Consider the following 13,815-nt stretch of genomic DNA (forward strand, 5'->3'; position numbering starts at 1 on the left):
GTCTTTCCGACGATCGCGGCGCGGTCGCCATGCTAGAGAAGCCCCGGCAGGTAAACGAGGGAGAAGATGTTGATCCAGACGATAACGAGGAAATGCCAGAACAGGCCCAGCCGGTAGAGGCGCGAGGCGACGAACGGGGTTGGCCCGCGCAATGCGACCTCACATCCCAACAGAGCGATCCAGACCAGACCGACGCTGACGTGAGCGCCGTGGGTGCCGACCAGCGTGAAGAAGGCCGAGAGATAACCACTCCGCCACGGGCCGGCGTCGGCGGCGGTCATGCTATAGAATTCCGAAACCTCCATGGCGACGAAGCCGAGTCCGAGCAGGAACGTCACGCCCAGCCAGACCACCGCGCGCCGGCGTTGTCCGGCTGCGATCGCAACGCTGGCGAAGCCGAAGGTCATGCTGCTCGTCAGCAGCAGCATGGCCTCGGCAAAGATGCGCGGGAGCCGGAATAACGTGTGTCCGGCAGGCCCGTCAGCGGTGCTATGCGCCATCGCCACAAAGATTGCGAACAGCAGCGCGAAGATGATCGCGTCGCTCATTAAGCAGAGCCAGAAGCCGTAGGTCTTCTCCTCGATGGCGCGTTGGGCTGCTTCGGCTTCGGTTTCATCGCCGTGATCGGCGGTGATGACGGCGTCGGTCACGTCGGCGCCTCAAGTGCGAGTGCGGGGGATATGGCGCGCCGGCTTTCGATTGTTTCGACTTCGCTCGCCGGGATGCGATGCCCGGCATGATCATGGAACGTCTGCGACAGCGCCACGGCAAACATGCCTAGCCCGCCAATGGCGGCCAGCCACCAGATTTGCCAGATCATTGCAAAGGCGAACACGAACGACATCGCACCGAGCACGATTGCGGCACGGCTATCGTCGGGCATGATGATGTCGTGAAAGCGGCCGGGTCGGCGATCCGCCGTTCCCGCCTGCTTCATGGCCCACCATGGATCGATGCCGTGCACGTGAGGCACGACGGCGAAATTGTAGGCCGCCGGCGGTGAGGCGGTCGCCCATTCGAGCGTCCTGCCGTTCCACGGATCGCTGCTCGAGGCTGCAAGCGCCGCGCGGTCGCGGATGCTGACGGCGATCTGGATGGCGAGAAAGGCGATGCCGCATGTGATGAAGAGGACGCCGAATTGCGCGACGATGAGATACGGCTGCCAGTCGGCGACATCGGTGTGATTGAGGCGCTCCGGCATGCCCATGAGGCCGAGAATATACAGCGGCATGAAGGCCATACAGAAGCCGACGATCCAGCACCAGAAGGCCCGACGGCCCCATTTTTCCTCGAGACGAAAGCCGAACGCCTTGGGAAACCAATACTGGTAGCCGGCGAAATAGCCGAACAGCGCGCCGGGGATCAGAAGGTTGTGAAAATGCGCCACCCGGAAAGTGGTGTTGTGCATATCAGCCGGTGCGACCGCGAATAAAAAGCCGGTCATGCCGCCTACGAGGAACGTTACGATGAACCCGAGCGTAAACAGCATCGGCACCGAGAATTGCACACGGCCGCGATACATCGTGAGCAACCAGACGACGATCGTCACGATTGTCGGCACGGCGATGAGCGGGGCGGCGCTGCCAAAGAAGGCGTTCACGTCGGCGCCGGAACCTATGGTGAAGAAATGGTGCAGCCAGACCACGAACGAGAGCGCGGTGATGGCCACGGTGGAGTAGACGAGCGAGGTATAGCCGAACAATCGCCTGCCCGAGAAAGTTGCCACGACTTCGGAATAGATGCCAAACGCCGGCAAAATCAGGATGTAGACGTGGGGATGGCCCCAGATCCAGAACAGGCTGACATAGTTCATGACGTTGCCGCCTTCACCGCCGGTGAAGAAGTGCATGCCGAGATGGCGGTCGAGACCAAGCAGTGCGGCGGCAACGATCAAGGCCGGATAGGCGAATATTATCAATATGCCGGTGCATAGGGCCGTCCATGTGAACAGCGGCATCATCATCAGCCGCATGCCGGGTGCGCGACGCTTGACGATGGTGACAAGAAAATTGAATCCGCTCAGCATCGCGCCGACGCTGCTGAGCAGGATTGCCCAGATCCAATAGTCGACGCCGACGCCCGGACTGAGCTGCACTCCCGATTGGGGCGGGTAAGCGGTCCAATAGGCGGCGGAGAACTTGCCGACGACCAGCGAGATCATCACCAGGGCGGCACCGGACGCGGTCAGCCACAGGCTCGCCGCGTTCATAAACGGAAACGCCACCCGGCGCGCGCCGATCTGCTGCGGAACGACGATGTTGAACAGCCCAAGCACGAACGGCATCGCCACGAAGAACATCATAATGGTGGCGTGGGACGTGAAGATCTGATCGAAATGCTCCGGCGGCAGATAGCCGTGCGGTTCGAATGCGAACGCCTGCTGTGTCCGTATCATCAGGGCGTCGATGACGCCGCGCACCAACATGATGAGCGCCAGCGTCACGTACATGATGCCGATTTTCTTGTGGTCGAGGCTCGTCAGCCATTCGATCCACAGATAGCGCCATCGACCGAGCCACGTGATGAGCGCGACCACGCCTAGTGCGCCGCACACGACAGCCAGCGCACCTGCCATGGCGATGCCGCTATAAAACGGCAGGGCGTCAATCGTCAGCTTACCGAGCATATCAATTTATCTTCGGACAGGGAGGGATGCTGTCGCGATCTATGAATCGGAATCGGACGATGCGTTCTCCAGCATTTCGAGAGTACCGAGTAGGACCACGAGGTCAATTGAAATCGCGGGCGGTTGCGCAGGGCGGCGCAACGTATGTCTATGTTATTGAAATATTTATTGATTTTACGCAATCGATATTGTCTTCGCGGGATGCTGAACTGCAGAGTCCGGCCGCGACGGGTCACCCGCTGGTTCGCGGCTCGTCGCAATCGTCAATGAAACGGAACAGGCTCGGCTGCTGTTGTCGCGGCCCCTGTCGAAAGACGACGCGGGCTCAAAGAGGAGCCGAATTGGATTCGCAGACCGCCATCAATTCGCGTTCGCCATCGACCGCGAAGGGTTTATATTCGAAGCGGGTCGAGCGAAAGGGCGATCACCGAGCCATTCCGGTCGCTAAATTCATCACGAATTGCACGCTCTTCCCGTTAGAGCGCTTACCGTTCTGATGGAATCGAAACGGGCGCTCCAAGCTATCGAGCGGTCGCATTTCCTTGCGGTGAACCGGTGTCCACTTCACCGGGAAATAGCTATAGCGTTTTCAAGCGAAGTGGATACCGGTTCGCGTGAAGAAAACGCGTCAAATCAAAATCGTAGAGCCTCGCTTCTGATTCCATCAGAAGCGGAAAGGCTCTAGCTATAGCGTTTTCAAGCGAAGCATGTCCTCGGGCTTGACCCGAGGACATAAGCAGCGGTTAGCGTCTGAAAAACGCGTCAAACAAAAAGCTGGAGCCCGGCTTTGATTCCATCAAAACCGGAATGGTTCTAGTCGTCTTGCGCGCCCTCCAGGTCTTTCACCTTGAGGCCGTGCTCGATGAAAAAGCGATATTGTCTGGAGTTTTCCTCGTAGAACGGTTTGTCTTCTACTGGTCCGTACAGCTCAAAGGCGTAGTTGTTAAATTCGCCGGATGGCGACTCGTCCTTGACCGAGGCCATTTCCAAAATCACGCCAAAAGACGGGGCGCGCAGGACCCTCAATTGATCGATCAGCTTGGTTGCCGCCTTGACGGACGTCCGCTGCAAAGTCAGCACCGCAGGTGGCCAATTTTGGTGATCCGGAAATGAGCATACGATCGAATACATCCGCGTGGCGGCAGGCGGCGAATTGGGGTCGTTCGGATTATAGCTGCCCCGTTTATTGAGACCCGATGCCGCCACCGTGCGACCGGTCCGCCACGTCACTTCGTCGCCGCTCTTGAGCTTGGCCGTAAATTCGGTATCGGCGGGCGCCCAATGCTTGCCGTCGTCGGCGCGAGCAAGAATTCCGCCGCCCGCCTCCCGCGGGCGCCACAGAATGAAGCACCAGTTGATAAAAACCGGGCAGATGCGAATGCTCGGTCCGATGCTTTTACCAAGCAGGCTGTGCCAAAACTCGCCCTGCCTGGCGTCCTCGGATTGTGCAAGCTCGGGCGACGAGGCCTGAAGCAGTTTCAGTCGCGGCACTTCCACGTTGCCAAGACTGCCAAGACCCGGATGGTCCTGCAGGAACGCGGGCAAGTGCGACTTAGCCATGATGGTCTCCTAGGCGGTGGGGAGGGGAATTCCGGCGCATGATTCAGTATTCCGCGCCGGGCTTCAATGTAATTGATGGATTGTCGGCCATTTCGAATGGCCCGCGTGTCCACCGCGATCGACGGAACTGGATTTGCGCTGCGGTTGTGTTCTGCGTCTCATTGCCGCGACGTGGCCGATGGCAAACTTCTTCGGAATGGTCTCCGGCCGCTCCATCAATCGGCGCGTCTGTTGCGGATACTTGGTTCACCGTGGCTGTGGCGCGCCGTCGTCCTCGATCTGCGAGTAAATACGTGATAAGTCGATGAGCAGGAAGCGCAATCTGAGCCTTGCACACTAGGTTATCAATGCTCGCGCAGGCCGAAAATATACGGGTTTGCCGGGCATCGATCGCGGCGATGGCTCTTTCGCTGATCGCACGATAGCGGTGCTTAATCGAGCGGGAAAAAAATACACATTTGTGGGATCAACGCCCTTGCGCTTTCTAACGATTCTAGTCTAGCATAAACCTACCGTCGCCGATCATGTGGATCTGAGAACGGCGGGTCACGAGCGGGAAACGTCTGTTTGTCTAACATAAACTTAACGCCCGCCCGATCATATGGATCTGAGGACGAGGGATCATGAGCAAAAAGCCCCTAGCGTCACGGCAAATATTGCCTCTTGTTGCGCTAGTTACGACTACAGCCATATGGGCAGCGTTGCCGACCGTGGCTAACGCGGCCGATGCAGCGGCAGGAAAAAAATTATTCGATGAAAAGACATGCAATGCATGTCATACCGTCGGTGGTGGGGATCTTGTTGGTCCCGACCTGAAGGGCGTCACGAAAGAGCGCTCGCACGAGTGGCTGCATGCGTGGATTACCGCGCCCGACGCAGTGATCGCTAAGAAAGATCCGGTCGCGCTCGAGTTGGTCAAGAAATATAACGGCATGGAGATGCCGAACCTGGGGCTTAGCTCCACGGATGTCGACTCAATCCTTGCATATCTGGGCTCGGCTGCGAGTGGGGCGGCATCGGCCCCTGCGGCGCCCGCTCTCAAGGGTGACGCCGAGAAAGGCAAGGATCTGTTCACGGGCAATGACCGCTTCGCGAATGGTGGTCCGCCGTGCATGGCCTGTCACAGCACCGGCGGCCTTGGGGCTTTCGGCGGCGGACATCTGGGCCCCGATTTGACCGAAGTGGCAAAGCGCTTGGGTGGAATAAACGGACTTTCCGGCTGGCTCGCGGGCTTGCCCACGCCGACCATGAAAGCGGTGTGGACGAAGCAGCCGCCGACCCCGCAGGAGCGCGCCGACGTTGTCGCTTTCCTTGCTCAAGAAGGGTTGGCTGTGCGCACGGCTTCGGCGGTATGGCAGTTGCTGGGCCTGACCGGGCTGGGTGCTCTGATCCTGTTCCTACTCGCAGGCTTCAGATGGCGGAACCGATTAAAGTATGGGGTACGGCGTCCGATGATGGCTTCGCCTACGACCGGACGAAGCTCCGGCCCATACAACGGCGGTTGGTTTACGGGTACGTATCCTGACGGCTGGATTGCCAGGTTTAAGGGAACTGACGGTAATAGGCCCCGCGGCGGCCGGACGAACGCACCGAGGAGACACTAATGAGCTGGATACTTGACCTAGTTAATCCCCGGGAGCGTAAGTGGGAAGAGTTCTACCGCAACCGCTGGTCCCACGATAACGTTTTCCGCAGCACGCATGGCGTCAACTGCACCGGCGGCTGTTCTTGGGCGATTTACGTAAAAGACGGAATCATCACCTGGGAGATGCAGCAGACCGACTACCCGCTCCTTGAGCGCAGTCTGCCTCCCTATGAACCGCGAGGCTGCCAGCGTGGCATCTCCGCGTCGTGGTATGTCTACAGCCCGATCAGGGTGAAGTATCCATACGTCCGCGGCCCGCTGTTCGACATGTGGAAGGAAGCAAAGGCCTCGTATCCGGATCCGGTGCAGGCCTGGGGCGCGCTGATCGGAGACGAGCAAAAGCGGCAGCGCATTCAGAAAGCGCGCGGCAAGGGCGGCTTCCGCCGCGCCAAGTGGGAAGAGTTGGTCGAGTTGATCGCTGCGGCCAACTTGCACACCGCGCGCAAGCACGGGCCGGACCGGATCATGGGCTTCTCGCCTATTCCGGCGATGTCGATGCTGTCGTTTGCGGCCGGTACGCGCTTCCTGTCGCTTATGGGCGGCGCGCTCATGAGCTTCTACGACTGGTACGCCGATCTGCCGACCTCGTTCCCGGAAATCTGGGGCGATCAGACCGACGTGTGCGAAAGCGCGGACTGGTACAACAGCAAGTTCATCGTTTCGATGGCGTCGAACATGAACATGACCCGTACCCCTGACGTGCATTTCATCGCGGAGGCGCGCACCGAGGGAACCAAGTTTGTGGTTCTTGCGCCGGACTTCAGCCAGATCGCCAAATACTGCGACGAGTGGATTCCGATCCAGGCGGGACAGGACACGGCGTTGTGGATGGCGGCGAACCACGTCATCCTCAAGGAATACTACATCGATCGTCAGGTTCCGTATTTCGTCGACTACATCAAGCGTTACACCGACCTTCCGTTCCTGGTGGAGCTGGAGCCCAACGGGAACACGTACAAGATGGGTCGCTTGCTGCGTTCCAACCGCGTTCCTCGCTACAAGGATGTCGAGAACGGCGACTGGAAGATGCTGTTGCTTGACGCCAACAGCGGTGAGCTGCGGGCGCCGAAGGGTCAGGTCGGTGATCGCTGGGGTTCTGTACACGGTAAATGGAACCTGTCCGGCGAGGACACCCTGGACAATAGTCCGCTCGATCCGGTGCTGAGCTTTATCGATCGATCCGATGACGTGGTGCAGGTCGGGTTCGACGATTTCGCGAACGGTCGCGTCGTCTCGCGCGGCGTGCCGGTGCGGCGTGTCGCTACGGATAAGGGCGAGATTCTGTGCGCGACCGGCTTCGATATCATGATGTCCCAGTTCGGCCACAGCCGGGGCCTGGAAGGCGCGTTTGCGACAAGCTATGACGACGAAGATGCGCCCTATACGCCGGCATGGCAGGAGCGTCACACCGGTATCGGCCGCGAGACAGCCATAAGGTTTGCGCGTGAGTTTGCGACCAACGCAGAACTCACCAACGGCAAATCCATGGTGATCGTGGGCGCCAGCGCCAATCACTGGTACTACAACAACCTCTGTTACCGGTCGGCTACGGTCGCCTTGATCCTGTGCGGTTGTTGCGGCGTCAATGGCGGTGGTATCAACCACTATGTGGGTCAGGAAAAGCTTGCACCCGTTGCGCCATGGGCCACGGTTGCGCTGGCTCTCGACTGGTCCAAGCCGGCACGGCTCGTGCAGTCGTCGACCTGGCATTACGCCCATAGCTGTCAGTGGCGCTACGAGCAGGAGTTTACCGAGTACGGCCTGACGGCACCAAATCCGAAATGGGCCAAGGGTCATTCGATCGACCTCGAGGCGAAAGCGGTGCATAACGGCTGGATGCCGTTTACGCCGCACTTCAACCGCAATCCGCTCGACGTCGTGGCTGAAGCCGAGCGTGCTGGCGCGAAGAGCACTGAGGACATTGCCGCTCACGTTCTCGATCAGGTCGTTACTAAGAAGATTCAGATGGCGATCGAGGATCCCGATGCTCCGGAGAACTGGCCGCGGATATGGTTCATCTGGCGCGGCAACGCGATGCAGTCGAGCGCCAAGGGGCATGAGTTCTTCCTGCGCCACTACCTTGGGGCGCACGATAACGCGATCGCTGAGGATCGAGCCAAAGGCAAGGCGCAGTTAGTAAAATATCACGAGACGGCGCCGCGCGGGAAGTACGACCTGGTTATCGACCTTAACTTCCGCATGAATACGACGTCGCTCTACTCCGACATCGTATTGCCGACGGCGTTCTGGTACGAGAAGAACGACCTCAACACGACAGATCTGCATTCGTTCCTGCACGTGCTGGGACAGGCGGTTCCGCCGGTGTGGGAGTCCAAGACGGACTGGGAGATCTTCAAGCTGATCGCCAAGAAGGTCAGTGAGTTGGCTCCGCTGGCGTTCTCCAAGCCTGTGCGCGATGTGGTCCTTCAACCGCTCATGCACGACACGCCCGACGAGTTGGCACAGCCGGAGATTCTCGACTGGACCTTGGGTGAGTGCAAGGCGGTGCCGGGCAAGTCGTTCCCGCACGTGCGGGTGGTCGAGCGTGACTACGCGAACTTGTACAACAAGTTCATCTCGTTCGGACCGAAGGCGCGGGAGGATGGCGTTTCTGCGGTCGGGGTGAATATCCCGATCAAGAAGCAGTACGACCAGATGCTCGACAATCCCGTCATGCCGATGCCTGATCCAAGGCATATGCGGTGCGTCGAGTGGGGTGGCAAGCGTTACCCGAGTCTCGAAGACGTGCTGGATGCCTGTAATGTGGTGTTGTTGTGTGCTCCGGAGGCGAACGGCGAGGCTTGCTATCAGGCCTTCCATCACGAAGAGCATCACGTCGGCCTCCCGCTCGTCGATCTTGCGGAGCCTAACCGAAACGTTGCGGCGACGTTCTATGACCTTACGCGTCAACCGAGACGGATCATTACCAGCCCCTGCTGGACGGGCATGGTGAACGACGGGCGTGCCTACTCCGCCTGGTGCATGAACGTTGAGCGCCTGGTGCCTTGGCGTACGCTCACCGGCCGGCAGTCGCTGTACCTCGACCACCAGTGGTACCTCGACTTCGGCGAGCATATTCCGACCTACAAGCCGCGGCTCAATCCGCGCAAGACCGGCGATATCGTGAAAAGCCGGGTCGATGACCGCTCTCTGGTGCTGAACTACATCACGCCGCACGGAAAGTGGAACATTCACTCGACCTACAAAGATAACCACCGCATGTTGATGCTGTCTCGCGGTATGGATCCGGTGTGGATCAATGACAGAGACGCAGAGAAGGTAGGCATTGAGGATAACGACTGGGTCGAGGTCTACAACGACAACGGTGTGGTCGTCACCCGCGCCAACGTGAGCCGCCGAATTCAGCCTGGCACCTGCATGTACTACCACGCGGTCGAGCGTACGGTGTACATTCCGAAGTCGCAGGAGCGTAAGTGGCGTGGTGGCGGACACAACAGTCTGACGCGTACTCGTATCAACCCGCTGTTTTTGGCCGGTGGATATGCCCAGTTCACATACGGCTGGAACTACTGGGGTCCGACTGGTATCTTAACGCGTGACACCCACGTCGTCGTGCGCAAGATGGAGAAGCTGGAATGGTAGGTGATCTCGCGACGCATGATCATGATCACGAGCATGATCATGAACCGGCTCCGGCGCATTTCGGTGCGCCTGAGCGGGTTAGCGTCGGGAAATACGTGACCATTAACTACACGCTGCGTACCAACGGTACGATCCGCCACATTCGGTCTGCTGTGTGGGGCGACGAGCCGTTGGAATATCAGCAGGGTAGTGGGCGGCTGCTGCCCGCCCTCGAGCGAGCGCTCGAGGGTAGGGTTGCGGGCGAGCGCTTCGAGGTGACTTTGCCTCCCGAGGAGGCTTACGGAGAACGAGACAAGGCGTTGCAGCAGCGCGTGCCAGCTGAAACGTTTGGCGGTGTTGATCAGATCGAGCCGGGAATGTGTTTCCTCGCGCATAGCGACGACGAACGTCGAGTTGAGAACGTGATTGTCACCGAGGTCGATGAGGATAACGGGTACGTGGTGGTCGATACCAATCATCCGCTCGCTGGCATGACGCTCGAGTTTGAGGGTAGCATCGTGGCGGTGCGCGACACTCCAACCCCGGCGGGACATGTCGATCCGGCGATGGCCAGCATGGGTGATGGACTTGCTCTGGCTGCCGCGCAAGCGACGGTCGATTCGCGGCGCAAGCGAGCGAGTGATGAATCACTGGAACCGCCTGAGCCTGGCGCTGTCGACGGCAACGCATAAGCTCTCAGCGATAATCGAAAATGAAGCCATAAGAACGAAGCCATAGGAACGAAGGAGTACTACACATGGACATCCGAGCTCAAGTTTCGATGGTCTTTCACCTGGATAAGTGCATCGGTTGCCACACCTGCAGCATCGCGTGCAAGAACATCTGGACCGATCGCAAGGGCACCGAGTACATGTACTGGAACAACGTGGAGACCAAGCCGGGTACGGGATACCCGACACGTTGGGAAGACCAGACCAAGTATCGCGGCGGCTGGGTGGTCGACGGAACCAGGCAGAAGAGCCTGCGGCTGCGGCTGCAGGGCAAGTGGGGAACGCTGAGCAACATCTTCTACAACCCCTATCTGCCGACGCTCGACGACTATTTCGAGCCCTGGACCTACGACTATCAGAACCTGATCAACGCGCCTTTGGCCGACGAGCAGCCCACCGCGCGCGCCATCTCGATGGTGACCGGCAAGTACATGGACACGATTGAGGCGGGACCGAACTGGGACGACGACCTCGGCGGCTCGCAGGTCTACGCCAACAACGATCCGAACTTCGATGGCGCCTCCGACGAGGAAATGCGCCAGATCAACGAGATCAACAGCACGGTCTTTTTCTACCTGCCGCGCATCTGCAACCATTGCCTCAACCCGGGCTGCGTGGCGGCTTGCCCGCAGGGAGCGCTCTACAAGCGCGGCGAGGATGGCATCGTGCTGGTCAGCCAGGAGCGCTGCCGCGCCTGGCGCATGTGCGTCTCCGGCTGCCCGTACAAGAAGACCTACTTCAACTGGTCGACCGGCAAGGCCGAGAAATGCATCCTGTGCTATCCGCGCCTTGAGAGCGGCCAGCCTCCGGCCTGCTTCCACTCGTGCGTGGGACGCATCCGGTATATCGGCCTCGTGCTCTACGATGCCGATGCGATCGAGGAAACCGCCAAGTCGCCGCAGGATCAGTTGGTGATGGCGCAGCGTAACATCATCAAGGATCCGTTTGACCCGGAGATCATCGCGGCCGCCAGGGCCAACGGTATCCCCGATGCGAAGATCGAGGCGGCGCAGAAGTCGCCGGTCTTCCAGTTCGTCAAGAAGTGGGGCATTGCGCTGCCGCTGCATCCGGAGTTCCGCACGCTGCCGATGCTGTTCTACGTGCCGCCGCTGGGGCCGGTGCTCGCCAAGGTGGAAAACGGCGTCTACGACAACATCGCCTCGGAATCGCGGTTGGGCCCGTTGATGAGTTCGCTCGAAAGATCGCGTATACCGCTGCGCTATATGGCGAGCTTGTTGTCGGGCGGTAATGAGGACATCATTCGCGACGTCTACAAGAAACTGGTCGCGGTGCGCGTCTATATGCGCTCGAAGAAGGTCAAGGATATCCCGGAGGAAGAGGTGCAGCGGGCTCTGGCCGAAGGCAAGACCACCGCGGCCGAGGTCGAGGCGATCTGGCGGCTTACCTCCATGCCGACCTTCGAGGAACGCTTCGTGGTTCCGCCGATGGAGCGTGAGACAGCGGTCGATGCGCTGTTCCCGCAGCTCGATCCGGTGTCGCACAACTACCCGATTCGTAAAGGCGAGGTCGGCGTCGGCTTCCACACCGACCCGGCGAGAGGGCCATAGGCCTCTTGCCACGATGCGGACGCAAGACAGCGGTTGGGCTTCGGATGCCCAACCGGGTTTTGTGCAGTCGCCGGCTCGCGAAGGTGTAGTCGGTGTTTGTTGTCGCGTCAGTCTCTGTAGAAGAGTCTCTTGTAGAAGACGTAGAAGACCATGAGTCGCTTTTCGCATCGCGCAGAGGTTTTGTATTCGAACCGCTCCAAGGTTTTGGAGTTGTTTGCTGATCTTCTCGATTATCCCGAGCTGGGTTTGGAACGTAAGGCTTCCGAGTGTGGCGCATTGGTTCGCGGTGTTCAACCGCAGGCGGCTGCCTTGCTGGAGAGCTTCCGGAGTTTTGCCGGAGAGACTACGGTTGGAAAGTTGCAGGAGGTTTATAGCGGCTTTTTTGACCTGAATTCGATATGTCATCCGTACGTCGGCTATCAGCTGTTCGGTGAGAACTACAAACGTAGCGTTTTTTTGGTCGAGCTCAAGAAAAGCTACCGAGCAGCTGGATTTGAATCCGATGCTTCTGAAATTCCGGACCGGCTGTCGATCATGCTGCGTTTTGCTGCGCAGAGTGATGGCGACGAGATTGATGCGCTCCTGAACAAGGGGCTGTTGCCCGCGCTTGAGCGCATGACAACGAAGCCGGAAACCGAGGGGCACCAGCACGGCCACGCTGACATTGATGGCGACACCGGTATAGAGCGAGCCAAGCTGGACGATAGAGAGCTGCGCAAGCAGCAAAAAGAACAGCAGCGCGAAGCACGTGAAGCACGAAAGGTGCTTGAGGGACAGAGTCAGGGCGACGATCGTCAACAGCTCAAGGGTCAAAGCCAGGGTGACGTGCTAGAAGGCGGATTCCTGTTAGCGATGAGCGAGGATTACGATCTCGAAGAGGCGGAAAAACGTACACATCCGTACCATCAGGTGCTTGATGCGCTTCGTCTGTTGCTACATGAAGGTATGACGAAGAAGCTCGCCGACCGCACGGTCGAGCAGGAGCGTGTTCTTGGTTGGACGCGTGAGCGTTTCAACCTCGACGAGGACGAAACCATTATGGTGTCGGAACTTCCCTGTTCCGACCCCGGTTGCCCGCCGGTCGAAACGCATGTCGTGTTCTGGACGCAGGCCGGGCGACAACACTTCAAGGTTTTCAAGCCACTTGCGGAGGTCGCCGCAGACGACCTGCTGGATTGGCGGGCGTGAGAGGCACATCCTATGTATGACGGAGGCAACTTAGATGTATGACGTGTTCCTATTTTCGGTCGTGCCATACTTGGCGATTGGGGTGGCGGTGGTTGGAGGTGTCTACCGTTACCGCAATAATCGCTTCTCCTATTCTACGCTGTCCTCACAGCTCCTCGAGAACCGTCGATTGTTCTGGGGCTCGGTGCCATGGCATTATGGCATTGTTGTTGTTCTTTTGGCTCATCTAATAGGGTTTCTTGTGCCCGGCATGTGGGCGAGCCTCACGGCTACATCGACAGCCTTATATACGATCGAGTTGATAGGTTTTACTTTCGGCCTGTCTGCACTGATCGGGTTGTGCGTGCTGATTGTACGCCGTTTTACAACGGAACGTATCTTAGCTGTCACCAGCCCAATGGATGGCGTGTTGTTACTTGCGCTGCTCGTGCAGGTGGCGCTAGGATTCTACGTTTCGTTGGCATATCGCTGGGGTGCTGACTGGTATATCGACACGGCCGTACCGTGGCTTATCTCGCTCGTGTCGCTAAATCCCCAGACCCATTACGTTTCGGCGCTGCCGCTTGCTGTCAAGGCACACATGTTGACCGGGTTTGTGGTGATCGCGCTGTTCCCATTCTCTCGGTTGGTGCATCTGATCATGTTCCCGTTCTGGTACCTGTGGCGCCCATATCAGCTTCAGATTAGAAACACCGTGAGGTCTGCTCACTAAACGCTTTGTGACGTGATCCAGATCTGATAAAATAACGGAAGTATATCATGAGCCTCGCCGGCGAGTTTTACTCGCCGGCGAGTATTGTGCGCCGGCACCAAATAGAAGGAAGGAGTGAGGCTCGGCTAAACCGTTAGGGCAACCGAAGCGTTGAGCCGATAGCTTAAGACTCAGCCAGTATCTAGATTGTCTTTATCTAGATA

9 protein-coding genes are annotated in these 13,815 nt (G+C 58.8%); 6 read left to right on the plus strand and 3 right to left on the minus strand.

The features are described 5' to 3' along the window. Window positions 1-32 precede the first annotated feature (32 nt). From V4R08_RS13580 to V4R08_RS13590, 3 genes are all read right to left on the minus strand, one after another. Window positions 33-650 (minus strand): cytochrome (ubi)quinol oxidase subunit III, encoded by a 618-nt coding sequence (locus V4R08_RS13580; protein WP_335579835.1) that lies wholly within the window; start codon window positions 648-650, stop codon window positions 33-35. After that, on the minus strand, window positions 647-2,626 hold the full coding sequence (locus tag V4R08_RS13585) for a cbb3-type cytochrome c oxidase subunit I (protein WP_335579836.1): 1,980 nt from the start codon (window positions 2,624-2,626) through the stop codon (window positions 647-649). Before V4R08_RS13585 ends, V4R08_RS13580 begins: the two co-directional genes overlap by 4 nt. An 813-nt stretch (window positions 2,627-3,439) precedes the next feature. Continuing rightward, a complete protein-coding gene (locus V4R08_RS13590) occupies window positions 3,440-4,186 on the minus strand; it encodes a hypothetical protein (protein WP_335579837.1) in 747 nt (248 codons plus the stop codon). A 623-nt stretch (window positions 4,187-4,809) separates the two neighbouring features. Here V4R08_RS13590 and V4R08_RS13595 point away from each other — a divergent pair. The 6 genes from V4R08_RS13595 to narI all read left to right on the plus strand — a co-directional run bounded on the left by V4R08_RS13595 (window position 4,810) and on the right by narI (window position 13,612). Then, complete coding sequence (locus V4R08_RS13595; protein WP_335579838.1) at window positions 4,810-5,790, plus strand: c-type cytochrome; 981 nt, start codon at window positions 4,810-4,812, stop codon at window positions 5,788-5,790. Then, complete coding sequence (locus V4R08_RS13600) at window positions 5,790-9,434, plus strand: nitrate reductase subunit alpha (RefSeq protein ID WP_335579839.1); 3,645 nt, start codon at window positions 5,790-5,792, stop codon at window positions 9,432-9,434. Before V4R08_RS13595 ends, V4R08_RS13600 begins: the two co-directional genes overlap by 1 nt. After that, complete coding sequence (locus tag V4R08_RS13605) at window positions 9,428-10,105, plus strand: FKBP-type peptidyl-prolyl cis-trans isomerase (RefSeq protein ID WP_335579840.1); 678 nt, start codon at window positions 9,428-9,430, stop codon at window positions 10,103-10,105. The genes V4R08_RS13600 and V4R08_RS13605 overlap by 7 nt, the downstream gene beginning before the upstream one ends. 65 nt (window positions 10,106-10,170) lie before the next feature. Continuing rightward, the gene (gene narH, locus V4R08_RS13610) at window positions 10,171-11,712 is read left to right on the plus strand and encodes a nitrate reductase subunit beta (protein ID WP_335579841.1); all 1,542 of its coding nucleotides are present in this window, start codon (window positions 10,171-10,173) and stop codon (window positions 11,710-11,712) included. A gap of 150 nt (window positions 11,713-11,862) precedes the next feature. Then, the gene (locus tag V4R08_RS13615) at window positions 11,863-12,900 is read left to right on the plus strand and encodes a nitrate reductase molybdenum cofactor assembly chaperone (protein ID WP_335579842.1); all 1,038 of its coding nucleotides are present in this window, start codon (window positions 11,863-11,865) and stop codon (window positions 12,898-12,900) included. 34 nt (window positions 12,901-12,934) lie between these two features. Beyond that, window positions 12,935-13,612 carry a respiratory nitrate reductase subunit gamma gene (gene narI, locus V4R08_RS13620; RefSeq protein ID WP_335579843.1) on the plus strand — a complete coding sequence of 226 codons (678 nt, stop codon included), beginning with the start codon at window positions 12,935-12,937 and terminating at the stop codon, window positions 13,610-13,612. Window positions 13,613-13,815 lie beyond the last annotated feature (203 nt).

The sequence above is a fragment of the Nitrobacter sp. NHB1 genome (genome assembly GCF_036964665.1).
Classification (GTDB): domain Bacteria; phylum Pseudomonadota; class Alphaproteobacteria; order Rhizobiales; family Xanthobacteraceae; genus Nitrobacter.

Coding starts and splice junctions, on each gene's coding strand:
- V4R08_RS13585 (WP_335579836.1), bottom strand. CDS start 2,626: ATGCTCGGTAAGCTGACGATTGACGCCCTGCCGTTTTATAGCGGCATC.
- V4R08_RS13600 (WP_335579839.1), top strand. CDS start 5,790: ATGAGCTGGATACTTGACCTAGTTAATCCCCGGGAGCGTAAGTGGGAA.
- narI (WP_335579843.1), top strand. CDS start 12,935: ATGTATGACGTGTTCCTATTTTCGGTCGTGCCATACTTGGCGATTGGG.
- narH (WP_335579841.1), top strand. CDS start 10,171: ATGGACATCCGAGCTCAAGTTTCGATGGTCTTTCACCTGGATAAGTGC.
- V4R08_RS13615 (WP_335579842.1), top strand. CDS start 11,863: ATGAGTCGCTTTTCGCATCGCGCAGAGGTTTTGTATTCGAACCGCTCC.
- V4R08_RS13590 (WP_335579837.1), bottom strand. CDS start 4,186: ATGGCTAAGTCGCACTTGCCCGCGTTCCTGCAGGACCATCCGGGTCTT.
- V4R08_RS13605 (WP_335579840.1), top strand. CDS start 9,428: ATGGTAGGTGATCTCGCGACGCATGATCATGATCACGAGCATGATCAT.
- V4R08_RS13595 (WP_335579838.1), top strand. CDS start 4,810: ATGAGCAAAAAGCCCCTAGCGTCACGGCAAATATTGCCTCTTGTTGCG.